21 protein-coding genes and 2 tRNA genes are annotated in these 21,855 nt (G+C 48.7%); 14 read left to right on the top strand and 9 right to left on the bottom strand.

The genetic code is table 11. The features are described 5' to 3' along the window. Window positions 1-92 precede the first annotated feature (92 nt). On the top strand, window positions 93-1,331 hold the full coding sequence (locus CVV30_05390) for a TIGR00300 family protein (GenBank protein ID PKL70779.1): 1,239 nt from the start codon (window positions 93-95) through the stop codon (window positions 1,329-1,331). A 27-nt stretch (window positions 1,332-1,358) separates the two neighbouring features. Here the strand turns inward: CVV30_05390 and CVV30_05385 are convergent, their stop codons facing one another. Beyond that, window positions 1,359-2,345, bottom strand: coding sequence for a TIGR01210 family radical SAM protein (locus tag CVV30_05385; GenBank protein PKL70975.1), 987 nt, complete (start codon window positions 2,343-2,345; stop codon window positions 1,359-1,361). A 28-nt stretch (window positions 2,346-2,373) separates the two neighbouring features. Here CVV30_05385 and CVV30_05380 point away from each other — a divergent pair, with 28 nt between their 5' ends. The 5 genes from CVV30_05380 (at window position 2,374) to hypE (ending at window position 5,408) form a co-directional block, all read left to right on the top strand. Then, window positions 2,374-3,456, top strand: a complete 1,083-nt coding sequence (locus CVV30_05380) for a hypothetical protein (protein ID PKL70778.1) — start codon at window positions 2,374-2,376, stop codon at window positions 3,454-3,456. A gap of 98 nt (window positions 3,457-3,554) precedes the next feature. Beyond that, window positions 3,555-3,638, top strand: a tRNA-Ser gene (locus CVV30_05375). A gap of 212 nt (window positions 3,639-3,850) precedes the next feature. Next, window positions 3,851-4,075, top strand: coding sequence for a HypC/HybG/HupF family hydrogenase formation chaperone (gene hypC / locus CVV30_05370; protein ID PKL70777.1), 225 nt, complete (start codon window positions 3,851-3,853; stop codon window positions 4,073-4,075). Then, window positions 4,075-4,413 (top strand): hydrogenase expression protein, encoded by a 339-nt coding sequence (locus CVV30_05365; protein ID PKL70776.1) that lies wholly within the window; start codon window positions 4,075-4,077, stop codon window positions 4,411-4,413. Before hypC ends, CVV30_05365 begins: the two co-directional genes overlap by 1 nt. Continuing rightward, on the top strand, window positions 4,413-5,408 hold the full coding sequence (gene hypE / locus CVV30_05360; GenBank protein PKL70775.1) for a hydrogenase expression/formation protein HypE: 996 nt from the start codon (window positions 4,413-4,415) through the stop codon (window positions 5,406-5,408). Before CVV30_05365 ends, hypE begins: the two co-directional genes overlap by 1 nt. 82 nt (window positions 5,409-5,490) lie before the next feature. Here hypE and CVV30_05355 read toward each other — a convergent pair whose 3' ends face one another. The 4 genes from CVV30_05355 to CVV30_05340 all read right to left on the bottom strand — a co-directional run bounded on the left by CVV30_05355 (window position 5,491) and on the right by CVV30_05340 (window position 9,468). After that, window positions 5,491-6,837, bottom strand: a complete 1,347-nt coding sequence (locus CVV30_05355) for a hypothetical protein (protein ID PKL70774.1) — start codon at window positions 6,835-6,837, stop codon at window positions 5,491-5,493. Window positions 6,838-6,993: 156 nt separating this feature from the next. Continuing rightward, window positions 6,994-7,548, bottom strand: a complete 555-nt coding sequence (locus CVV30_05350) for a DUF447 domain-containing protein (protein PKL70773.1) — start codon at window positions 7,546-7,548, stop codon at window positions 6,994-6,996. Continuing rightward, window positions 7,536-8,357, bottom strand: a complete 822-nt coding sequence (locus CVV30_05345) for a triphosphoribosyl-dephospho-CoA synthase (GenBank protein PKL70772.1) — start codon at window positions 8,355-8,357, stop codon at window positions 7,536-7,538. Before CVV30_05345 ends, CVV30_05350 begins: the two co-directional genes overlap by 13 nt. Then, complete coding sequence (locus tag CVV30_05340; protein PKL70771.1) at window positions 8,329-9,468, bottom strand: methanogenesis marker 9 domain-containing protein; 1,140 nt, start codon at window positions 9,466-9,468, stop codon at window positions 8,329-8,331. Before CVV30_05340 ends, CVV30_05345 begins: the two co-directional genes overlap by 29 nt. A gap of 377 nt (window positions 9,469-9,845) precedes the next feature. On the opposite strand from CVV30_05340, the gene CVV30_05335 reads away from it, so the two are divergent. Genes CVV30_05335 through CVV30_05320 form a run of 4 tightly spaced genes read left to right on the top strand, consistent with a single transcriptional unit; the run spans window position 9,846 to window position 13,920 of the window. Then, complete coding sequence (locus CVV30_05335; protein PKL70770.1) at window positions 9,846-10,247, top strand: sirohydrochlorin nickelochelatase; 402 nt, start codon at window positions 9,846-9,848, stop codon at window positions 10,245-10,247. A 7-nt stretch (window positions 10,248-10,254) separates the two neighbouring features. After that, window positions 10,255-11,472, top strand: coding sequence for a coenzyme F430 synthase (locus tag CVV30_05330; protein ID PKL70769.1), 1,218 nt, complete (start codon window positions 10,255-10,257; stop codon window positions 11,470-11,472). A gap of 9 nt (window positions 11,473-11,481) precedes the next feature. Then, a complete protein-coding gene (locus CVV30_05325; GenBank protein PKL70768.1) occupies window positions 11,482-12,543 on the top strand; it encodes a Ni-sirohydrochlorin a,c-diamide reductive cyclase catalytic subunit in 1,062 nt (353 codons plus the stop codon). Beyond that, on the top strand, window positions 12,544-13,920 hold the full coding sequence (locus tag CVV30_05320) for a Ni-sirohydrochlorin a,c-diamide synthase (GenBank protein ID PKL70767.1): 1,377 nt from the start codon (window positions 12,544-12,546) through the stop codon (window positions 13,918-13,920). A 107-nt stretch (window positions 13,921-14,027) separates the two neighbouring features. Here CVV30_05320 and CVV30_05315 read toward each other — a convergent pair whose 3' ends face one another. Both CVV30_05315 and CVV30_05310 read right to left on the bottom strand, forming a co-directional pair. Next, window positions 14,028-14,549, bottom strand: coding sequence for a hypothetical protein (locus CVV30_05315; protein PKL70766.1), 522 nt, complete (start codon window positions 14,547-14,549; stop codon window positions 14,028-14,030). Between the two features lie 56 nt (window positions 14,550-14,605). Further along, entirely contained in the window at window positions 14,606-15,277 is a 672-nt protein-coding gene (locus CVV30_05310) for a hypothetical protein (protein ID PKL70765.1), read from the bottom strand. A 187-nt stretch (window positions 15,278-15,464) separates the two neighbouring features. Here CVV30_05310 and CVV30_05305 point away from each other — a divergent pair, with 187 nt between their 5' ends. Then, the gene (locus CVV30_05305; GenBank protein PKL70764.1) at window positions 15,465-16,337 is read left to right on the top strand and encodes a branched-chain amino acid aminotransferase; all 873 of its coding nucleotides are present in this window, start codon (window positions 15,465-15,467) and stop codon (window positions 16,335-16,337) included. A gap of 117 nt (window positions 16,338-16,454) precedes the next feature. Continuing rightward, window positions 16,455-16,529: transfer RNA gene (locus CVV30_05300), tRNA-Glu, on the top strand. Between the two features lie 441 nt (window positions 16,530-16,970). Here the strand turns inward: CVV30_05300 and CVV30_05295 are convergent. After that, window positions 16,971-18,575 carry a hypothetical protein gene (locus CVV30_05295; GenBank protein PKL70763.1) on the bottom strand — a complete coding sequence of 535 codons (1,605 nt, stop codon included), beginning with the start codon at window positions 18,573-18,575 and terminating at the stop codon, window positions 16,971-16,973. 77 nt (window positions 18,576-18,652) lie between these two features. Next, window positions 18,653-19,930 carry a serine--tRNA ligase gene (locus CVV30_05290; GenBank protein ID PKL70762.1) on the bottom strand — a complete coding sequence of 426 codons (1,278 nt, stop codon included), beginning with the start codon at window positions 19,928-19,930 and terminating at the stop codon, window positions 18,653-18,655. 207 nt (window positions 19,931-20,137) lie between these two features. Here CVV30_05290 and CVV30_05285 point away from each other — a divergent pair, with 207 nt between their 5' ends. Both CVV30_05285 and CVV30_05280 read left to right on the top strand, forming a co-directional pair. Continuing rightward, window positions 20,138-20,917 carry a cobyrinic acid a,c-diamide synthase gene (locus CVV30_05285; GenBank protein PKL70761.1) on the top strand — a complete coding sequence of 260 codons (780 nt, stop codon included), beginning with the start codon at window positions 20,138-20,140 and terminating at the stop codon, window positions 20,915-20,917. Between the two features lie 36 nt (window positions 20,918-20,953). Continuing rightward, window positions 20,954-21,721, top strand: coding sequence for a cobalamin biosynthesis protein (locus tag CVV30_05280; protein ID PKL70760.1), 768 nt, complete (start codon window positions 20,954-20,956; stop codon window positions 21,719-21,721). Window positions 21,722-21,855: the final 134 nt, after the last annotated feature.

The following is a 21,855-nucleotide window of genomic DNA, read 5'->3' as shown; positions in this document are numbered from 1 at the left end:
TCTAATCCGTGACATTAAACCAAAAACGGGCTCAAATTCAGTCACATTAGTCAGGAATGCATATTAAGGTGCATCACCAAGATCATGGTATTATGGGAGAGTCGCAGGAGATAGAGCTGCGGGGTCATATCATAGACTCCGGGATTATGACACAGCTCTTCGACCGGGTCATGGATATGGGCGGCAACTATGAGATCCTGGTCTTTGATATAGGTAAGAAGAAGACCGACCCGAGTTATGCCCGCCTCCGGATCAACGCCTCAAGTAATGAGAACCTCCGTTCTATCCTGTCCGAAGTTCATCGTCTCGGTGCCCGCCCGGTCGAAGTCAAGGATGTCTTCCTTGTCGCAGCGGAAGCGGATCGCGTTGTCCCCAAGGGATTCTATACAACCTCTAATCATCCCACGGAAATTAAATACCAGGGCGAGTGGATTCCGGTAGAATCAATAGAGATGGATTTTCTCATTGTCGTGGATCCAAAAAAGAAACGTGCAGCAGCTGTTGCCTTGGGAAAAATCCGCAAAGGGGATCTGGTTATTGTCGGGGAACAGGGAGTAAGTGTGAATTATCCTGAACGTCCCCGCGAGGAGAGCACATTTGAGTTCATGCATGGCACGGTATCTTCCGAACGACCCAGTGAGACCCTCATTGCCCGGATCGCCCGGGAAATTCTTGACGTCCGGAAGAAGGGAGGAAAAATTGCAGTTGTCGGGGGACCTGCGATCATCCATACCGGAGCGGACAAAGCCTTGGCGGAACTGATCCATAAAGGGTATATCGATGTCCTTTTTGCGGGCAATGCCCTGCCTACTCACGATATCGAGTATAATATCTATGGTACTTCCCTCGGAATGGATATTTCAACGGGAAAACCCGTCATGGGCGGTCATAAACATCATCTCTATGCGATAAGCGAGATCATGAGAGCGGGATCAATAAAGAATGCCGTTGACAATGGGGTAATAAAAAGCGGGATAATGTATGAATGTGTCAAGAAGAATATCCCATTCGTCCTTGCCGGGTCTATCCGGGACGACGGGCCTTTACCTGATGTAATTCAGGATGTCATGGAAGCGCAGGATGCAATGCGCAAGCATATCGAAGGGTGCAGCATGGTGTTAATGATTGCAACTCTCCTCCACTCCATCGCTGTCGGCAACTGCCTGCCTTCAAAAGTCAAGACGGTCTGCGTGGACATCAATCCTGCCCATCTTACCAAACTGATGGACCGTGGCACGACACAGGCAATTGGTATCGTGTCCGATGCCGGAACATTCCTACCCCTGCTCGCAAAACAGCTCGAGCTCCAGAGTGCTGCAGCAAAAAAATAATATTTTTTTTAACCGGATCGATTTTATTCAACGGGTCAGTGGCATGCAGAATGGCGTTTCATGCGCCAGAACGTACTCCCACTCTTTTTTGCATTCACAGGGTGTTTCTAACAGGGCATTGATCAACTCCCTGTCTGCATTTAAGGAATAGTCGCGGATGCCTTTGACCAGATCATAATCACAGGTACCGCAGTTATGGGGTCCCCGTTTTTGCCCGCCACCGAGCGGATCGCAGGTCATATGAACCGGGGCATCTTTGAGAAGGGTAAGAACACTCCAGAGATAGGGCGGGCGGTATGCGCCCCGCTTCCAGTAAAATTCAAGTTCAGTTCTCCGCTGAACTGTGCAGGGGTTCATCGAGATCATTTCGGTATGTGAAGCTGCATCGCGGATTGACTGTTTCATATCATCAAGCGACTCTTTCTCCGTTAAAAAGAGCGGTTTGAACAGGAGGTATGCCTTGATACCTGCTCCTGCTGCTTTGGCTCGTGATACTGCTGCTGTAAATTCTGCATAGGTAAAGCCCTTGTTGATGCATTTTTCCCGGATGGGATCGCTGCTCGTTTCCAGCCCGACCGCACAATAGAGCGGTTTTTTCCAGGTACCATCGTCAAGGTTTTCAATGAATGTACGGATCACGTCAGAATCGACAAACTCCGGCCGGGTCTCGGCGATTACCAGTTTGCCGCGGAAATATTTTGCAACTTCCCCCAGAAATGCTGCCGGTACTTCAGCAGGATCAAAAAAACTTCCTGATGTGAAGATCTTAACCATCCGGTAATCCTCGGGTTTGAACTCGTTTTTTACCCAGGCAAGCTGGGCTGACAGGTGTTCAGCAAGTTTTTCGCATGATTGCTTATCGTACCGCTCGTGGCGGTAACTGCACATCCGGCATTTTGACCAGGTGCACCCGGCAGTTTTAAAAATTACCGTGAGGCAATCCAGCAGTTCGTTATCGTACCGCTCTTTTCCCCGCCAGCTTGCAAGGGGTTTTTCGATCCGTTCAGAAATCATTAACATCCTATTAGTTGATCCTATATAGATGAAAAAGATCGTCCTTTTTATGATAGGACTTTTCTTTTTATGGGGATTTGTATCGGCATATCAGGTTGATATAGATACCCCGGAATCCCTGTCTATCGGAAAACCCCTCATCGTAACCGGGACAACTACTCTGGGAATAGGAACTCCCATCGATGTAGTGCTCTATTACCAGCAGACATCTACCGCTGAAATCGAACGTAAGATTGTCTATGTCCAGCCGGATCAAACCTTCAAAACCTTTTTTGATACAACCCGCCTGAAGAAGGGAACCTACAAAGTTGAGGTGCCGGCCAATAGTCTGGGCAGTTCATCAGAACCTATGCGCCTAATCCAGCTAATCGATCGTTCGGATGAAATTGAGATGTCTTCTCTCTCCCGTCAGGCATTCAACGGGAAGATCTATATAGCGGGGACCATAAAGGGCGGTGAAAATTCTGGTGTCCAGATTGAGATAATCGGCCCTGACAATATCGCGGTGTTTGGACCCAGTTATATAAACACCAACAACGCCGGGGGCTTTTCTGCAGATGTTTCTATAACAGGGCCCGGGGATTATGAAGTGAGTTTTACCGATGCGAAAGGTTTCATTGGAACACGCACGGTCTCCATTTCGGGAGAAACCACAACAAGTTTTATCCCTATGGCAACAGCGACCACGCCCCCGGTATTCTCCGCACATGCAAAATCCTCGCGTGATACACCGGCATATTTTATTGTGAGGACTGTGTCCGGGCCGGTCATCCTGCATACCTCGTCATCCATTGACTGGGTGATCGAATATGTGGATGACAAGGGTGTTCTCCATATGGAAAATAATCAGGGGGCACTCAACCCGGAAAGAGCTGAATTCCTTGGTAAGGGAAAAACCATTTATGTAAAAATATATCCTTACACGTATGCCGATCGCAGTGAAGTGTTCCTCTATGCAGAAAATGTCAACTCCGTTCTCGTGAGTCCAACGGTACCTGCAGTGTTTGCAGTAACTGTTCCCCAGACTCCAACCGAAACACCACAGTCCCCGTTATTTCCTTTCGCTGGTCTGGTGGCAGCCGGCATTGCAATCTTTATTTCGCGAAAATAACCCGCTCATACGGGAAAACACCCTTGGTCGACCTTGGGCTTAATCATACCTGGATTAAGAAGCCTTTTTTACATACTACGCCCAACATATGGAGCACTGCCGGGGTAGTCTAGTCCGGGAAGGCGGTAGCCTTGAAAGCTACTGGTGCCTGCACCTCAAGAGTTCAAATCTCTTCCCCGGCGTTCCTGTTCTTCTTTTAAAAAAAATCTTGGGTGTCTGAATTTTAATTCTCGTTTCACTATTTCCCTTTCCTGTCAAAGATGATGCCGGAAACGCCATGAATTCTGGGAATTCCTTTTGATTATTCAAAAAATGCTATCCTGTATCAATATCACTGTTTTTATGTGGTTGAACCACCCACAGTACGGAATAGCTAGATCAAAGAGGATTATCGATGTGTGTTGCAGTTCCCGCAGAAGTGCTTGAAATCAAAGAGGGAAATATTGGTCTTGTCGATTATGGCGATCTCAAACAGGAGGTGAGACTGGATCTCGTGGATGTTAAAGTCGGCGAATTTGTCTTAGTCCATGTCGGGTTTGCAATCCAGCGGCTTTCCCGGGAAGAGGGTCTTGAGACCCGGGAAATTTTCAAACAGGTCTATGCTGCGCTGGAGGAGTGATGCACGAGTTATCCATTGCCTATGATCTGTACGCAACTGCACGCAAGGCTGCACTTGAAAATAATGCAAAACAAGTGAAACGAATCAGCGTTGATGTCGGTAAGATGGCGATGGTAAATCCGGAGCAGGTAACTTTTTTGTTTGGAACGATCAAAGAAGATGATCCTCTTTTTGAAAAAACAGAGCTCGTCTGTACCGAAGTCACTCCCCAGACTACATGCCCTTGTGGATATTCTGGTGAAGAAATTTATGTCTGTCCCGGGTGTGGGGCACTGCCCCACATGGTAAAAGGCAGAGAAATTGTTGTTACAAATATTGAAATTGAGGTTGATGATTAATGAAAGTCAATATAATGCACGGAGCCGGTGGAGAAGTTATGGGCGAACTTTTACAAACGCTCACGAAGTTCAAACATAATAATGCCGGAGGTATTGGACTTGAGGCGCTGGATGACGGGGCCGTCATCCCGTTAAATGGACAAAATATTGTTTTTACCACAGATTCCCATGTTGTCCGTCCGGTCTTTTTCCCCGGGGGCGACATCGGCAGAATTTCTGTCTGCGGAACCGTCAATGATCTTGCAATGATGGGCGGTCGTCCAATCGCACTCTCCTGTGGCATGATCATTGAAGAGGGATTTGAGATCGATGATCTCGCAAAGATTGTTGTATCTATGGATGATGCCCTTGGGGAATGCGGGGCGAACCTCGTCACCGGTGACACAAAAGTTATGGAGAAGGGTGCTATTGATGGCATAGCAATCAATACTGCCGGTATCGGCATAGCAAAAACCATTGTCCGGGACAATGGTCTTATGCCCGGTGATGTGATCATCGTTTCCGGCACCCTCGGCGATCACGGTCTGGCAATTATGGCACACCGCGAGGGATTTGATCTCGGGGAGCAGATCAAGTCCGATGTAGCGCCGCTCTGGAATATGGTTGATAAAGCCCTTGATGCAGGTACCATTCATGCGATGAAGGATCCGACACGCGGCGGATTTGCGGCTGCTATCAATGAAATGGCCAGAAAAAGTGGGGTTTGTGTTCGTATCCAGGAAGAAAGAGTGCCCATTCGTAAGAATGTAAAAAGTGCAGCCGGCATGCTGGGTATCGATCCGCTTGAGGTGGCAAATGAGGGGAAGGTAGTGATGGGTGTTCCGGCATCCAGCGTGGATGCAATCCTTGCAGCCCTCCGGTCGCACAAATACGGAAGAGAAGCTACGGTAATCGGGACTGTAACAAAAGGTTCCCATGTTATAATGGAAACATCCATTGGGGGAGAACGATTCATTGAACCGCCCATGGGTGATCCAGTACCCCGTGTGTGCTGATTACTTCCCCTTTTTAATAAAACCTGTAATCCGAAACAATATTCACACTTTTTTAAGGCAATGTCCGCTCTCTTTTTTAGGATTATACTATAGTGTCATTTCCCAGAATGGAACGATATGTTCCCGGGGGTGCATGGATCACAAACCGGGCTCCCTTTCCAAAGACTCCGTTTTCCGTGATTGTCAGGTTGGTGATCGCAAGGATTTCACGGGTCAAAAAGAGGCCGAATCCGGTATGTTTGAAATATGCTCTCCGGAAGATCTGTTCTTTGGCATCGTCAGGAATTCCTGTGCCATTGTCGCTGATAATAATATTGATGCCGTCATTAACCGTTTCTGAAATGATCTCTATCTCAGTCACCCGTTCCCCATGACGGAGGGAGTTTTCAATCAGGTTGTAAAATACTTTCTCCAGTAACGGATCCGCATAAATTTCAATGGATGCGATATTCATCGTAACCCTGATATGACGGATTTCGAGAGTTGCCATCACCAGTGAGACTGTCTCACCAATATTATACCATTGGGGAGAATGAACCCCGATATTCTGGTAGTCACGGGTGAACAGGATCTGGTGACGAATGGCATTTGCTGCCTGTTCTTCCTTGGTCACATAGGACAGTAACCGGGGATCTTTTTCTTCCTCCCGGGATATTTCGAGATACCCGATGAGCGCTGTCAGCTGGTTGAGAATATCATGCCGGGTAACATTATTGAGCAGATTGAGTTTCCGGTTTGCAAGGCGGAGGGCATCCTGGGCCTGCTTTTGTTCGGTAATATCGACAACCGTACAGAGAATTGCCGGTTCAGCGCAATCGGTAGCTGATGCCAGTGCCCAGCGTTTACTTCCGTCTGCACAGGAAAATCGGACCTCAATGTCTCCAACCTTTCGTTTATCCCGCACTTGGGACAGGAACAATTCACGTTCTGTTGTATCGGTGATGATCTCAGGCAGCGTCTTTAACAAAAGTTCATCGCATTCATAGCCGATGAACTGGGAAAATTTCCGGTTTGGATCAATGATCAGCAGTGTTTCCCGGTTATAACCGAATACCCCCGCCTGCGAGTTGAAAAATGATCCACAGCTCCGTTCGCCTTCTTTACGGTATTCCCGGGAATAGGTCGAAATGAGAACCCCGATGGAAACGAAAATAAAGAACCACACGGTTGCCCGTGCAAATATGCCGGTATCCGGGAGACCCAGGGAATATACAAGGGCGATGTAGAGCCACCCGACAAATACTGTAATAAAGATGCTGATCTTTGGCCGGGTAAAGGAGATGAGCACAACCGGAATCAGGTAGAAGTAAGGGAATACATCGTAAATTCCCCGGGATATGGAGAGGTACGTTATTCCTATCGAGGCAAGAACGCTGATGATGATGAATATATCATAGATAAACTTTTTTTCCTTGCTGATAGGGCGCATGGTATCCTGCCTCTGAAATGGTTTTTTCGCCGCATCCACGTTATAACCGAAGTCGGGCGCAGATATAGTGAGTTGCAGTTGGGTAATATAAAACCGTAGTGGTTAACCGGAAATGCAAATGTGGTTTTTATGAGAAAAAAGTCTCTCAACAGGGAATCATGAAATATAGTTCAGAAGAAGTTCCAGTGCTGCATGTTCCTGTTTTCCCCCGCACTTTCTGACAATTCCTGCATGGTAATCGATCTGCTTTTTTAGTTCAGGATCGCGGTTCACCTGGTATCTGGTAGCATGCACCGTCATATCGATGATGCTGTTAAAACCGCGGTTCACCGGGTGCACAGACACTTCTTCGATGATCTCTTTCTGGAGCGTGAGGGTGACCATCAGCGCCTCGGAGGTCTTTTTATCAACCGTGGCCGTGAACGCAGCCCATGCATCCGCATCCTTGAGCCGGTGCATTTTCCTGCCATTGATTATCTCTTCAGAAAAAGCGTCCTGCGGGATATCCCCAAAGGCCGTTGTAACGTACAGGATGGGGTCATATACAAAATTTGCCACAACCCAGCCGTTTTTCTCAATATTATTTGCGGTGTGGGTGCCGGAAAACAGCACCATTCTTGCCACACCTTTCCGGAAAATGATGCCCATGGGAGCTGCGTTGAACCCGGTTGTTGCAATAACTTCGTTAATACCCGGTTTTAAGAGTCCCATTCCCATCCTTCTCCCAGGGCAATAAAAATCGCCGCTATCGTTATATCGGCAATCGAGCCCGGGTTGATATTCCTGTCAATGCAGTCCTGGTCAAATCCTGCAAGGGTCTCATTACCATCAAGCACTTCACGGGCTTTGCGCATCGTATCCTGTGCAACGATTGTACCATGCTTCTTGATAATGAAGGTATCCGGTTCCTGGGCAAGAAGAGTTATGAACATCTGGACAATAGAATCCCGTCCCGGTCCGAAGTGTTTCAAGAGATCTGCACCCCGCCGGGTCAGCGGAAACCCGGTTACCCACTCGCGTGCCACCATATCATGCTCAGCAGAATGCTGCATGACATCCAATAATGTCATCCCGCGATCCCGCAACTCCGCAAGGGATTTCGGGTCATTCACATCCAGTTCATCATCAGAATAGGTGTGGACTTTTGTAAGGCCGAATGCCCGGTAAAAAGCGACAGCATCCGAGGTATCTGTTTTTTCTATGGCTTTCATTGCTCCTTCAATGGAACTGCCATAAATAAGGGGAATGAGGAGAATGAATGCACCAAAATGAGTGTTTCCCCCTTTGTGACAATTGGTCTGCTGGACCGCATGCCGAATGATCTCGCCGATCCTGCCTTCGCCTTTTTCCGCTTCTTCAAGTGCCGGGCGTGCAAAGATCGTGGATGCAAGAAAATGTTCGAGACGTGTTTCAGGATAATCGTGGCAGCGATCGACATTACCGGGCTTGGGAAATGCGCACACTTCCAGCATCATGGCAAGCTGGGCCCGTTCAGCTGCTCTCATCGGTAGGCACGTCATGAAAGACACCGCTCATCAGCGTTTCAGAGAGATCGCGTTTGAGACGCATATATTCTTTCTTTGAAAGACCGGTCTGCTGGATAGTCATATCCCGGAACATGCAGGGAGATGAGATTTTGCAACACCATGCAAGACTGCCAAAACAGGTCTGCTGGCCGGTGTCGAGAGGAGTGCCTTTCACCCCCTCCAGTTTCATGTGTATGTACTGTTCCTTGGTAATGCCGATGCGTGTGAGTGTTGGGATCAGGGGGCACTCTTTTACCGGCATGCAGCAGAATGTCAGTGAACGGATATCCCCGCCGCGACAGAGCTGCTTGGGGGCATTATACCAACCCTCTTCATCCGCATACCGGGTGATGGCCGCATCCAGTCCCGAGAGCGTACGGATATCTGACTGTCGTGCGAGTGAAACAAGGTCAGCGCCGTGCGAGAGCATCTCTTTCATCTTGTCAAAACTGGTGATCGAATTGTTGGCAATCAGCATCAGGGGACAACTGTTCCTGATCTGCCGGAGTTTTGCCGGGCCAAAATCCATAAGATCGATATGCAGGATATCAGCCCCGGCTTTCCAGAGGATCCGGGAAAGGATACGGTCATCCGCTGCCACACCCGCCCGTATCTTCACTGACACGGTAACGCCATGGCTTTTTAATGCTTTTATGATTGCAACAAGCTTGTCCGGGTTTTTTAAGAAGTGCTCTCCGCACCCTGCTGCTATCATCTCGGGCTGGCGACAATGAGCATCGATTTCGTACACTACCTTGTCACCGATTGCGGCTGCAATGGCACTGAATGCTTCCGGAGTGCTGCCGCGAAGATTCATTCCCGGGATGACCGTGCTTTTTTCCATCATTGCGATCTGCCGGGTCAACTCTTCGATCGGGTCATCATACAAAAATTCCCTGCGATCTCCCTTTGCGGCAATGCTCCTGGCAGCATCCATGGTCCGCTGATCGATCGAATACCCGCCAATGAAAGCAAAACCGATATGCTCTGCTCTTTCCATCACATATGGTGCATCAACAATGCCCGCCATGGACGCAATTCCCACCGGTGTCCTGACTACCCGATCATTGATGAGCAGCCCGAAACGCTCAAATGCATCCATCATGAGTTCATATCCGTTGAGGCTGATTGAACAAATTACTTTGCATATTTTTTTCAGAAAAACAGGGATCTTTTTACATTTTTTCTAAGACTCCCGCATTTTTCCCGGTCATTCCGGCATTGTGCTTTGCATGGCAGAATTTTTTTAAAAGAATGGATAGCGAATGGAAAATCCCGCAAAATCTTCAGGTTTAAAATATTGAGTACTCTGTTAGGGGTATTATCGCCAATGGCGATCAAAACAAGAAAGTTATTACAATTACAGGTATATTTTCTTACGTAGTATTTTCTCGTGCTGTTTTTTCAGCATACGGAAAATCGAACTGACCCAGATGGTTACATTTAAAAAATCCTCAAAAACATACCATGGAGTTTACGCAAATGAGTAAGAAAGGAATGTTACTTGTAGGACATGGCAGCACGATGCCCTACAATCAGGATCTTGTCGAGAAAACCGCTGCAATGATCAAGGCAGGCAACACGGATTTTATCGTTAAGTGCGGTTTTATGAATGTGAACAAGCCCTCGATCAAGGAATCGCTCGATGCGTTCCGTAACGAACCCATCGATGTGCTCGTTGTTGTCCCCCTGTTCCTTGCAAAGGGTGTTCACATCGAAAAGGATATTCCCGGTGAGATCGGACTTCCTGAAGGTACCAAGAAAGGGAGCTTTGTTATGAACGGGACTTCGATCCCGCTTGTATACGCGGATCCTATCGGAAGCGATCCCCTGCTTGCAGACCTGATGGTCAAGAATGCAAAAAAAGCACTTTCCATTCTCTAACTTTTTTATGCACATCCTGGTACTGGATACAATCCACGGCGGCAGGGAAATTGGCGACCTGTATGCAGGGCAGGGACATGTCACTGATGTTGTGGATGTCTATACTGGTACCACTCCGGAAATTGCAGAGAATGCCCGTACCTGGACGTATGATCTTATCGTAGCACCGGTTCACCTTGACCCGGAACACCCGCTTTTACAAAACCGAAATAGCCCTGTCATCACCCATCACGAAGCAGTACGCCGGTTGCTGGGCGAAAAACTTCCCCACCCGATGATTGAGATCACCGGGGCCCGGGGAAAGACCACCACGGCACATGCTCTTGCCCACCTGTTACCGGGAAACGGTGTACTGCATACTTCAACCGGAACCTATGCGTATCCGACAAAAGAGTTTCTCGGAAAACGGAGTATTACTCCCGCATCGGTTCTTTCGGCAGTGCAGTCAGCCAACCAGATGAATGGCTGGCTTGTCGCTGAGATCTCTCTTGGGGTTATTGGGTCCGGGGATCTCGCCATCATCACTTCAGCAGAGGATTATACCTTTGCTGCCGGCAAGAAGTTTGCCGTAAAAGAAAAGATTGCATCGGCACAACACGCAAAACGTCTCCTGGTTGCTGACGGAATTGCCGGTGACCATAAAAAAGTCGTGCATATTGAAGATATTGCCCGGTGCGATGGAATGAACTGCACGGTTGAGCTGGATGGACTGCGTTTTATCCTGACAAATCCCCTCTTCATCCTGCCCCCGTACCGCCTCCCCCTGATGCTTGCCGCAGCAGCTGCAATGATGCTCAACGTGGATCCCACACCGCTCAATCATTTTGCCGCACTCCCGGGAAGGATGTCGATCAGCCATGAAAAGGATATCATCATTGTTGATAATGCCAATACGGGTACAAATATTATGACAACGGTCTGTGCCTCCCGGTACGCCCGGCATTGCGCCGGGGCCAGAGATCTGACCCTGGTGATCGGGCAGGTGGAAGGTGATGGTGCAGTCTGTGAAGGCTTTTCTGCATACCAGATCATCAGTGCAATTGAGAAAGTATGTCCCACAAACCTGATCTGGGTGGGACGGATGCCGGACCCGGGTTCAGATGCGTTCCGTGGAATCCGGCATCGTATCGATGCTCACTGCACGACCCTGGAGGAAGGCCGGAGAGCGGCTGTAGAAAAAACCGACAAAGGATCCATTGTCCTTGCGGTAAAAACCTGGAGATAACTGATACCCATGAAGTACATGCACCCCCGCCCCAGTTCGATCGTTGCTGCGCTCTATACCGCTCGCGATCTTGAAGCCGATGTCGCGATCCTGCACGGCCCGTCAGGATGTTCATTCAAGCACGCACGTCTTTTGGAAGAAGATGGCCTGCGGGTGCTCACCACCTCTCTTGCGGATAATGAGTTCATATTCGGGGGCCAGGCATCGCTTGAGAATGTTTTGCGGTATGCCGAAGATAATTTCGCACCAAAGCGGATGGTTGTGGTCGGCACCTGTGTCTCCATGATTATCGGGGAAGACCTTCAGTCCGCTATTGACGGATCTGGTATCACCACCCCGACTATCGCAGTCGATATTCATGCAGGATTTTTGGAAAATATCGCGGGTGTGCTAGCCACGCTCGAAGCTGCGCAACTGGCCGGCTGGATAACTGAAGAGGAACTCACCCGCCAGCAGTTCCTGATGCAGAAAGCCAACGAGGTTGAGCGCGTCCGGGGTGCAGCCAGCAAGTCATACATAGAACCATCCCGTGGCGACATGAAACACGTGGCAGCACAGCGACTACAACAATGCGCACGGAGTGGGGCAAAGGGAATTGCGATCTTAAATGCAAAGAAAGAGACCGCATACATGTTTGCCGATGAACTGATCGCTCTCCACGATAAGTGTCCTGATGCAGATATTACCTATATTGTCAATCTCGACCAGCGGGGACTGCCTAAAGTGCGGGCCGATGCTGCACGGATTCTTGACGAGATGAAAAAACGGGGCCTGAAGGTAGAATTACTCGGTGCCCTGGATGAGTACGGCGCGAATGGCGATGCACTCGGAAAACGCATTCGGGAAATAGCACCGTCATTTGCATTGATTGCCGGTGTGCCTCATGCCATTCCTCAGGAATATACAACGGGAATTGAGTGTTTCTCCATCACCAACGGCCCCCGACAGGTAGAACCGCTCCGGGATCTTGGTCACCAGCACGTGATGGTCGAAATAGACCTCCACCCCAAGACGCTGGGTGTCCGCGACATTGTTGAGAGCGAATTCGGGGCGGTTCTCCGGAGCTTGTAGATGAAACAGATCCTTATCACGGGTGATCGATCCGGCAGTGGCAAGACCAGTATCACGCTTGCCCTCACCGCGCTTCTCGCAAAAAATTACCGCGTCCAGACGTTTAAAGTGGGAATGGATTATATCGATCCATCTTACCTCGCGGCGGCTTCCGGTCGGCCATGCCGGAACCTTGACAGTTTTGCCCTCTCAACCAGCCAGATTCATGAAATTTTCTCGTACGGCTGTCGGGATGCCGATATTGCTCTTGTCGAAGGTGTTCGAGGGCTTTACGAGGGAGCAGAAGCGCTGAGCGATGTAGGAAGTACCGCAGCAATCGCAAAGGAACTCGATCTTCCGGTAATCTTGGTGGTATCAGCACAGAGCATTACCCGCAGTGCAGCGGCTCTCGTGAAAGGTTTCCAGGCATTTGACCCGAAGATACGGATTGCAGGGGTCATTCTCAACAATGTAAAAGGCGGTTCCCACAAGGCAAAAGCGGTGGCTGCCATTGAGCATTACTGCGGGGTGCCGGTCATTGGTGCAATCCCCCGTATGGACGAGATGCAGCTGACCATGCGCCACCTGGGACTCGTACCTTATCGTGAAGGTGCCGGAAAAGGGGATTTCGATACGCGGATTCGCACGATCACTGATAAGATCGGGCAATACGTGGATCTTGACTGGCTGCTCTCCCTGATGAAAGAAACGAATGTTCCTTTGCAGCCTTCGTCGGCATTCGAAAGAACTACGGAATCTGATGTAACGATTGGCATCGCCTTCGATGAAGCGTTCAATTTTTACTATGCCGATCTCTTTGATGTGCTTCGCTCGCTGGGTGCAGAACCCGTGATGTTCAGTCCCGTTCATGACAATCTTCCACGGGCCGATGGTTACATCATTGGTGGCGGATACCCGGAACTCTATGCCCGGGAACTGGAAGCCAACAAGGCTATGCGGGATGCTATCCGTGCAGCATCAGCCAATGGGACTCCGATTTATGCAGAATGCGGGGGGCTGATGTATCTTACCGACCGCATTGTCCTGCAGGCCGGCTGGCAGGGATCAACTGAAAACCGGCAGTATGCAATGTGCGGGGTTTTTTCCGGGGAGACCCGGATGCCTGCCCGCAGAGTGGTTAGTTATGTGACCGGTACGAGCGATGCGGACTCTCCTGTTGGCGCAGCGCAATTTCATGGGCATGAATTCCATCATTCTGATGTTGTCCTGTCAACCGGTACCCGATACGCGTACCGTCTTAACCGGGGTATCGGTATCCAGGATAATCTCGATGGCGCTGTAATCAGCAACACGCTGGGCAGTTACACCCACCTGCACCCGGTGGGGAGTAAGGGCATGCTCGAACATTTTGTCCGTATCTGTCGGAAGAAAACCTGATTATTCTGATTGTTGCTATTGTTGAAAAAAGTAAAACCCGAAAAAATATAATCATGTTTTTTTATTGGAGCGGGTATCAGTGCGGATTTTATCCGCGTAAAGATGCCTTACTGGTCTTTATCCGTATTTTCAGTTTCAAAATCTATAATTTTATCGACAAAGGAAGACATCTGCGAAAGAATGACCGGGTCAAGCCCTTTCTCCACGCAGAGGAAAATACCTGATACATCGGAGAGTTTGAGTTTGTTTATTACAAAATGAAAAAACTTGGATGCCGTTGCTGACGGGATGTGGATGAGAAGCATGCTGACAGAATCGAACATAATGCACTTTTTCTCCTCCGGCATCTGTTTCAGGAGTTCGGTTATGGCAATACCGAGATCGGTCAGGTTTGAAGGGTTATTGATATATTTCACCCGGGGAGTGTTCTCACAGACTCCCCCGGAATATTGAGTCACGGTATCTATCACATAGATTTTTGAAGTGTCAATGCCCTCCCGGTCATAAGTTCTTGTCAGCACTTTAAAAGGCTGGTTAACCGTGATAATGAGGGGTGTGCAGTTCCGCCCTAGTATCTTTTTCAGTACGGAAATGTTCATCGCATGGATACTTTCAGGAGGAGAGAGCATCAGGTACAGGACGTTATCCAATGTAGTATCAGTCGGGGTTGCGTCAGTCAAATCACTCACTTCCCGAGAAGGAATTCCCTGAATTCCTTGGGGATATCCTGTCCTCGCTCTTCTGCAACCATCCGGACAAGGTCATCGAGATTTTTTATCATCTGGCTGATATTATTTGCTTGTATCTGAAGTTCCATGCGGATCTCTTCCGGTTCAAATTCCCCAGTTTTTACCTGATCTGCAATGAGTTGCATATTCATTTTCGTCAGTTCAAGGGGCCGGCGGATACGGAGCATCGATTCATTCATAAAACCAATAAGAGCAACTTTCCGGTCATCTGCCTTTTTCCGGTCTGATATGTCAATGAAACTTTCCAGCAGGAGTTCTTTTCCCGCAATGGTAACCCTGGCTACCGTCTTTAAGATATCTACCATCTCGCCTTTTTTATTCAGGAATTTCCCCTCTTCATTAATTATGGAAGTATTCAGGTCAGTGATCGGACAGGTCCCCTCTTTTGCTGGGCAGATAAATTCGTGACATGTCCGGTTTATCAGGTCATGCTTCGATGCACCAAGGATCAGTTCAGCAATCGGATTCGCATCAACAATCGCATGGGTATCGGGATCTATGAGAATTATGCCAGTTTGTATCCGGTTAAAAATTTCTTTGAACAGGCTATCAGATGAATCAAAAGTAATCCCTTTTTCCGATGAAGAGATTTTTTGTTTTTGGGACATTTTATATCATTTCTCCATTCTTTATGCTATGGCCGAATCGTTGTTTTTACATGACACTATTGTTATATGCAGGAGTTAACGTTTCGTATTATCAAATATATATTCACGATAAAAAATGTATTGGCTGGTCATTATCTCCCCGCTTAAAAGAAAAAACTACAAAAACCCCGGCGATCTATGAGAAACTATGATCATCTATTATGATGGGAAATTTCTGCCGGATGACCAGGCAAAAGTCTCTGTTTTTGATCACGGATTCCTGTACGGGGATGGTGTGTTTGAAGGTATCCGTGCCTATAACGGCAGGATATTTCGTTTAAAGGAACATCTCGACCGTCTTTACGATTCGGCAAAAACCATTGATATCCATCCCCCGATATCAAAAGAGGAGATGACTGAAGCGATCTGTGAGACCCTACGTAAAAATAACTTAAAAGATGCATACATCCGCCCGATCATCACCCGGGGTGTCGGGGATCTTGGTCTTGACCCGCGCAAATGTCCCAAATCATCCGTGATAATTATCGCAGTCACCTGGGGTGCGATGTATGGCGACCTGTACGAGAAAGGATTGAAAGGTGTCACCGTTTCTGTGCGGCGCAATCCTGCAGAATCCCTGCCCCCGAATGTCAAGAGTCTCAATTACTTAAACAACATCCTTGCAAAGATCGAGGCGAATTACAAAGGAGGAGATGAGGCAATTTTCTTTGACACGAATGGTTACCTGTCAGAAGGGTCCGGTGATAATCTCTATGTAGTGAAGAATGGTGAGATTATCACCCCCCCCACGCTTAACAATCTTCGTGGAATTACCCGGCAGGTCCTTATTGAATGTGCCAAATCACTGGGTATTAGTGTGAAAGAACAGAATATGGGGTATTTTGATCTTTATACTGCAGATGAGATAATCTGTACGGGCACCGCAGCTGAAGTAGCACCAATTACCTGGGTGGACGGGCGAACAATTGGCAGTGGCAAACCCGGGCCGGTTACCCGGCAGCTTATGGAAGCGTTCAAATCTGTGACTGCAACTGAAGGTTATCCCATCAATAAAAAATAATTTTTTTTCTCACGGAAAAAAAGCATGAAGTCCTTTTTAAAAACAATGAGACCAAATGGTCTTTTTCCCCCTCCATAACCTATTTATAAGCCACAGGGTAATAATAGAGAGCAACTTGCTGCTATAGTGTAGTCCGGCCAATCATGCGGGCCTTTCACGCCCGCGACTGGGGTTCGAATCCCCATAGCAGCATCATTGGTGTATGAATTCCCTCTTTTCTTTTCGATCTTTGTTGATTTTCTTTTTAGTTCTGCGTTCTAATCCTGCTTCCAAAATACTAACAAAAACCGTGCCGGACAATAACCGGACCGTACCCAGATATCAAAATTTTGTGCATATTTTCCTTGCAGATCCTGCATGAAAAATTTTAATCGCGATTATAAGGTGTTAGTTGATGAGGCTACAATCAGATAATTATCCTACAAAATGCATGTACATGCTACAAAATTTTTGATTCTCCGGTGTGAGGGTTCGGAAAATACAATCAAGATCCGATTGAAAAATTTCAGGTAGGGGGCGAGGGGTCGATTGGAAAAAATTTCCGGAGATCGATTGCGATTTTTTTGCAAACGGTTGATTGCAAAAAACGCTTTTTTAAATGGAAACATCCAGAAAAAAGAATTAAACTGAGACCTATGCCGTTCCTGTTGCATTGGCAGTTGTATTCAGTGCCGCTGTTGTTGCGGGAGTGACTGCAGATGGAACAGGTGTCGGGGTCGGTGCCGGCTTGAGATCGACTTGTAGTTCGACAATGCCTTTGGGTGCCTGTGTTGAGGCACGTTTCATCATCTCACCATTTTTATAGACTTCCAGGATAAGCTCATCGGAAGACCCATCGAGTTTCTGGATGGATGCTTCAACCGGGCCGTTAATCGTTGATACCATGAAGAACTGGTCCCCGGTGTCCTTATCTCCTACAGGGTACTGGCTGCCCGGCATACCATAGGTACCGCTGAATTTCCCGTCATAGGTCACTCTCAACCACACACCGTTTTTCGGAATCATCACTTCAGGTTTTGGGGTTGGGGTTGCCGGGGTTTCAACGGTTACTGCAGGGGATGGGGTCGGAACCGGCGTTGGCGTAGCGGTAGTAACGATTGGGGTAACTGTCGGAGTGATTGTTGTATCCTGCGGAGTTGTGCCAAATGGATTTGCAAAGAGGAAAACACCCCCGATGACTGCCAGGATGACAATGGCGAGCACACCAATTGCGACAAAATTTCGCTTTTTTGGCGGAGAAGCGACCGGTACGGTTGGAGGTACCGGTGGTAGTGGAGGTGGTGTGGACGGTGCAGTGCCGTCAGGCTGAGCCTCGCCTGTTGGCGGCATTGCGGGAGTTTCTGCCTGCGGAACAGCAGCGGGAGATTCTATGACCGGGATTTCTGCCACGGTTGGGGGGGCCGGGTAATGACGGGGAATCAGAGGTGCAGCTTCAGAGCGACGGGGAACTGAGTCTTCGATCAATGGTTCGATGGAGTGGATAACATCTTCAATCATTCGCTCTTTACGGTCTCCACTTTGTCCGAAGACCGGGAGAGTCGGGACGTGGACCTGAGGTACAACCGGCTGGGGGGTTGGAACCGGGGCCGGGGCATCCACGGGTTGATCCGGTGATGTGGTCACTTTGGTCCCGCACAGGTTACAGAATACAGATTCCGGGGGTACGCGGTTGCCGCACCGGGAGCAGAACGAACCGACCGGCAGGGTCGTAGTCTCGACGGGACGGGGCATAGTGGGAATGGGTTCGATAATATTCCGTCTCGGTTTTGTGATTTCAATCTTCTTCTTTTGGGAGGGTGCACCGGAACCTCCGGATTGTGACTGGGGGGCAGTCCCGGCATTTTGTGAAGATGGCTGACCGAAGGCTGTTGTGTCAGGAACACCCGGGGAAGTGGCTGCGTAAGCAATCTGTGCTTTGAGTGCCTTTAACCATTCATCCCGCTCCCGCCGTCGTTCTCCACTGGCTTCGCGGGGGAAGGTAAGAATCATCTGGCGCGCGGTACCCCCCGGTGAAAAAATTGCGAGCGTGAGGATGGGGTCACGGATTGCATTCTCCCCGCCTTCAACGGTACTGATCGATGCGATCAGGATCTCCTGAGGGGGAATCAGGCCTTTCTTGCTGTCCACCAGCATAAGGCTTTTACCCGTAAGTACTGCGTCAAACGCTACCGATTTTACTTTGATATTGTGAGCCCGGAGGATCACCGGCTCATCATTGTTCTGTTCAGGAAAACCCATACAACCCCTTCGTACTATTATCTAGGTTATCCTCATAAAATAAGGATTTGCAAAAAAATGACTTTTTGAGAGAAAAATCAGAGATATTCCTGGTCATTCATATAGGGACGTAGTACCGGCGGGATCATGACACGCCCATCGGGCTCCTGGTAATTCTCAAGAATTGCACGCATGACGCGCGAAGTGGCAATTGCTGTTGAATTGAGCGTGTGTATATGATATTTAATCTCAAATTCGCTCTTGTCACGGACCTTGATATTAAGGCGTACTGCCTGGTACGAAGTGCAGTTTGAACAGGAGACTACCTCTTTGTAGGCATTTTCCCGGGGCATCCAGACCTCAATGTCATATTTTTTGGCTGCAACTGTACCGATATCGCCAGTGCATATATTGACAACATGATACGGAAGTCCCAGGTTCAGGTAAATTTCCTCTGCATTGGCAAGCAGTTCTTCATGGATCTTCCATGAATCTTCAGATTTGCAGAAAACAAACTGCTCCACTTTGGTAAACTGGTGGACCCGGAACAGGCCTTTGGTATCAAGACCGTGCGCACCGATCTCGCGCCGGAAACACGGGGAGATGCCGGCGAGCCGCAACGGGAGATCTTTTTCCTCAAAGATCTCATCCTGGTACATGGCACCGATAGGGTGCTCGCTGGTGGCAATGAGATAGGCATCATTGCCGTCAATCTTGTACATCACCTTCTCAAAATCCCCGAGATCCGTGACGCCTTCGTAGGAAGAGCGGTTGATCATGTAGGGGGGAATGACCGGGATGTATCCTTTCTGTGCCAGCAGGTCAATGGCATAGCGCTGGAGTGCCATATCGAGCAGGACAAGACTGCCTTTCAAGAAATAAAAGCCAGCACCCGATGTTTTTGTTGCCCGCTCGAAATCCGCCCAGCCCATGTCAGCGGCAAGCTGGCCGTGGTTCCGGATCTCAAAGTCAAAAGTACGGGGGGTCCCAACCCGCTTTATCTCGACATTTTCAGTATCATCTTTCCCGACAGGTACACTTTCATGCAGGATATTGGGAAGGCGCATCAGGTACGAACGGATCGTTGTCGCGTTCTCTTCCTGTTCGGCATCGCAGTCCTTGATCTTCTGGGGAAGAGCTGCAGCTTCTGCCATCAGGACCGTTGCATCCTGGCCGGCTTTTCGTGCGGCATTGATCTCGCGGGCAATGGTATTGCGTCGCTGGCGCAGCACATCGGTCTCTCCCTTGAGTTCACGCGACCGGGCATCTTTTTTGAGCAGTTCGTCAACCCACGGAAGTTTCTCCATGTCGTTGCGTTTTTTGAGATCGGCTTTGATCGCATCCGGATTTGCCCTAACGAACCTGATATCAAGCATTGATGAAACCTTCTTTTATTGAAATTTTATACTATTGATTGATTACTCATCATTATGGAACGTTTTCATTCTTATTTTGCACAGGTTGATACACGAATGATAAAAATCGTAATGTTACCCGTGTGTAAAAAATAATGGGTGCAAATTCCTTAAACATAATTTATATTTGACGCCAAGGCACCAGTATGGTTAGGGAGACAGAGAATCATGAAAATCGCGATTTCCGGAAAAGGGGGTGTTGGCAAGACCTTTATTGCGGGAAGCCTGGCCTCGTATTTTGCCCGGCATGGTCATTCTGTTCTTGCAATCGATACCGATCCCTCCCCCAATCTTGCCATGACCCTGGGGCTCACTCCTGAAGAGACATCCCGTATTGTTCCCATTGCAGAAAATGAACAATTGATCAAGCTCAAGACCAGCACAGAATTCTCCGGGGTATTCCGCCTCACGTTCTCGGTCGATGATATTATAGAAAAATACTCGGTTCGAACTCCCGCCGGTCCTGCGCTCATGGTGATGGGAACTGTCCGTGCGATGGGAGCGGGATGTACCTGCCCGGCAAATTCGCTGGTAAAAGCCCTGTTGCGCCACCTGGTAGTGGAGCGTAATGAAGTAGTGATTCTTGATATGGAAGCGGGTATTGAGCATCTCGGGAGAGGTACGGCAGAGCATGTCGATGTCCTGCTCGTGATCGCAGACGCGAACCGGAAGTCGCTTGAAATTGCCGGAACTATCTGCAGGCTTGCCCGGAATTCAGCGATTAAAAAGGTCTGTATTATTGGAAACCGGATTGCGGATGCCCGGCAGGAGGCGGCCGTATGGACATTTGCAGAAAAAAATGGCATTGAGGTACTTGCCCTGATCCCGTTTGACAAGCTTGTAGCTGATGCAGGAATGACCGGAGAGCCCATCGGGTATGACAATTCTGCCGCACTCCAGGCAATTGGTAATCTTGCAAAAACCATGGTGAGTATGAATCATGGATAATTCCGTGATTGTTATCTGGCTTAAGAGGAACAACGGATGAAAACGATAGTCACGATGGGACGCGGGGGGACCGGAAAGAGCAGTTTTGTCGCCCTGATGGCAAAATACTTCATAGAAAAAAAAGCAACGCCCCTGCTCCTTGTGGATGCCGACCCGGACCAGAACCTTGCTGAGATGGTGGGAGTAGATCTCGAAGCGGCCGGTAAGAAGACAATCGCAGAACTCCTGTCGGATACGTTCATTGCGCGAGGGGGCACGACCGTCGGTATTGCACCTTCGCACCGGATAGAAAACCAGATCTGGGAACAGGGATTGTACGAAGGGGATCAATTTGACCTGTTCGCTGTCGGTACAAAATGGGTGGAGGGTTGTTACTGCCTTCCAGATGCGGCGCTCAAAAATGCGCTCCTTGCAATAACAAAAAATTACCAGTATATCCTAATCGATTCTCCCGGAGGACTGGAACATCTCAACCGGAAGATTGCAAGCAATGTCGATATCATCTTTGATGTCATGGGTCCCTCAGCAAAATCGTTTGCCCATGTAAGGCGGGCCTACCGGGTAATCGGGGAAGTCGGCATCAGTTTCAATCGTTTCTATGTCATAGGCGGATATGCGTTCCCTCCCGATGTATCTGCCCGTGTATCAGAAGAAACCAATCTACCCTACCCGGGCAACATCGCTTTTGATGACGAGGTAGCAGCTCATGTCCTTGCCGGGGAATCGCTTCTTGATATCCCGGATACTTCTGTTGCTTATCGCTCGGTTTCAGAAATTATGGATCACGTTCTTACCATTCCGTAACTGGCGGACCGGAAAGAAAAGTACTGCCCTTTTATCAGTGCGAGAAAAGAGCTCCCTCCATGCTGCTGAAGATGAATTTCCAGACAATGGAAGATGTTGATATCCATTGATCTGAAAAAAGGTTTAAAAACCAT

The sequence above is a fragment of the Methanomicrobiales archaeon HGW-Methanomicrobiales-1 genome, from assembly GCA_002839675.1.
Taxonomy (GTDB): Archaea; Halobacteriota; Methanomicrobia; order Methanomicrobiales; family Methanospirillaceae; genus Methanoregula.
This window is presented reverse-complemented; position numbering and strand designations above follow the sequence as displayed.

Coding starts and splice junctions, on each gene's coding strand:
- CVV30_05355 (PKL70774.1), bottom strand. CDS start 6,837: ATGCGCCCTATCAGCAAGGAAAAAAAGTTTATCTATGATATATTCATC.
- hypE (PKL70775.1), top strand. CDS start 4,413: ATGAAAGTCAATATAATGCACGGAGCCGGTGGAGAAGTTATGGGCGAA.
- CVV30_05295 (PKL70763.1), bottom strand. CDS start 18,575: ATGGGTTTTCCTGAACAGAACAATGATGAGCCGGTGATCCTCCGGGCT.
- CVV30_05340 (PKL70771.1), bottom strand. CDS start 9,468: ATGATGGATGCATTTGAGCGTTTCGGGCTGCTCATCAATGATCGGGTA.
- CVV30_05280 (PKL70760.1), top strand. CDS start 20,954: ATGAAAACGATAGTCACGATGGGACGCGGGGGGACCGGAAAGAGCAGT.
- CVV30_05330 (PKL70769.1), top strand. CDS start 10,255: ATGCACATCCTGGTACTGGATACAATCCACGGCGGCAGGGAAATTGGC.
- CVV30_05290 (PKL70762.1), bottom strand. CDS start 19,930: ATGCTTGATATCAGGTTCGTTAGGGCAAATCCGGATGCGATCAAAGCC.
- CVV30_05385 (PKL70975.1), bottom strand. CDS start 2,345: ATGATTTCTGAACGGATCGAAAAACCCCTTGCAAGCTGGCGGGGAAAA.
- CVV30_05345 (PKL70772.1), bottom strand. CDS start 8,357: ATGACGTGCCTACCGATGAGAGCAGCTGAACGGGCCCAGCTTGCCATG.
- CVV30_05315 (PKL70766.1), bottom strand. CDS start 14,549: ATGCTCTCTCCTCCTGAAAGTATCCATGCGATGAACATTTCCGTACTG.
- CVV30_05325 (PKL70768.1), top strand. CDS start 11,482: ATGAAGTACATGCACCCCCGCCCCAGTTCGATCGTTGCTGCGCTCTAT.
- CVV30_05335 (PKL70770.1), top strand. CDS start 9,846: ATGAGTAAGAAAGGAATGTTACTTGTAGGACATGGCAGCACGATGCCC.
- CVV30_05305 (PKL70764.1), top strand. CDS start 15,465: ATGATCATCTATTATGATGGGAAATTTCTGCCGGATGACCAGGCAAAA.
- CVV30_05310 (PKL70765.1), bottom strand. CDS start 15,277: ATGTCCCAAAAACAAAAAATCTCTTCATCGGAAAAAGGGATTACTTTT.
- CVV30_05380 (PKL70778.1), top strand. CDS start 2,374: ATGAAAAAGATCGTCCTTTTTATGATAGGACTTTTCTTTTTATGGGGA.
- CVV30_05320 (PKL70767.1), top strand. CDS start 12,544: ATGAAACAGATCCTTATCACGGGTGATCGATCCGGCAGTGGCAAGACC.
- CVV30_05350 (PKL70773.1), bottom strand. CDS start 7,548: ATGGGACTCTTAAAACCGGGTATTAACGAAGTTATTGCAACAACCGGG.
- CVV30_05390 (PKL70779.1), top strand. CDS start 93: ATGGGAGAGTCGCAGGAGATAGAGCTGCGGGGTCATATCATAGACTCC.
- hypC (PKL70777.1), top strand. CDS start 3,851: ATGTGTGTTGCAGTTCCCGCAGAAGTGCTTGAAATCAAAGAGGGAAAT.
- CVV30_05365 (PKL70776.1), top strand. CDS start 4,075: ATGCACGAGTTATCCATTGCCTATGATCTGTACGCAACTGCACGCAAG.
- CVV30_05285 (PKL70761.1), top strand. CDS start 20,138: ATGAAAATCGCGATTTCCGGAAAAGGGGGTGTTGGCAAGACCTTTATT.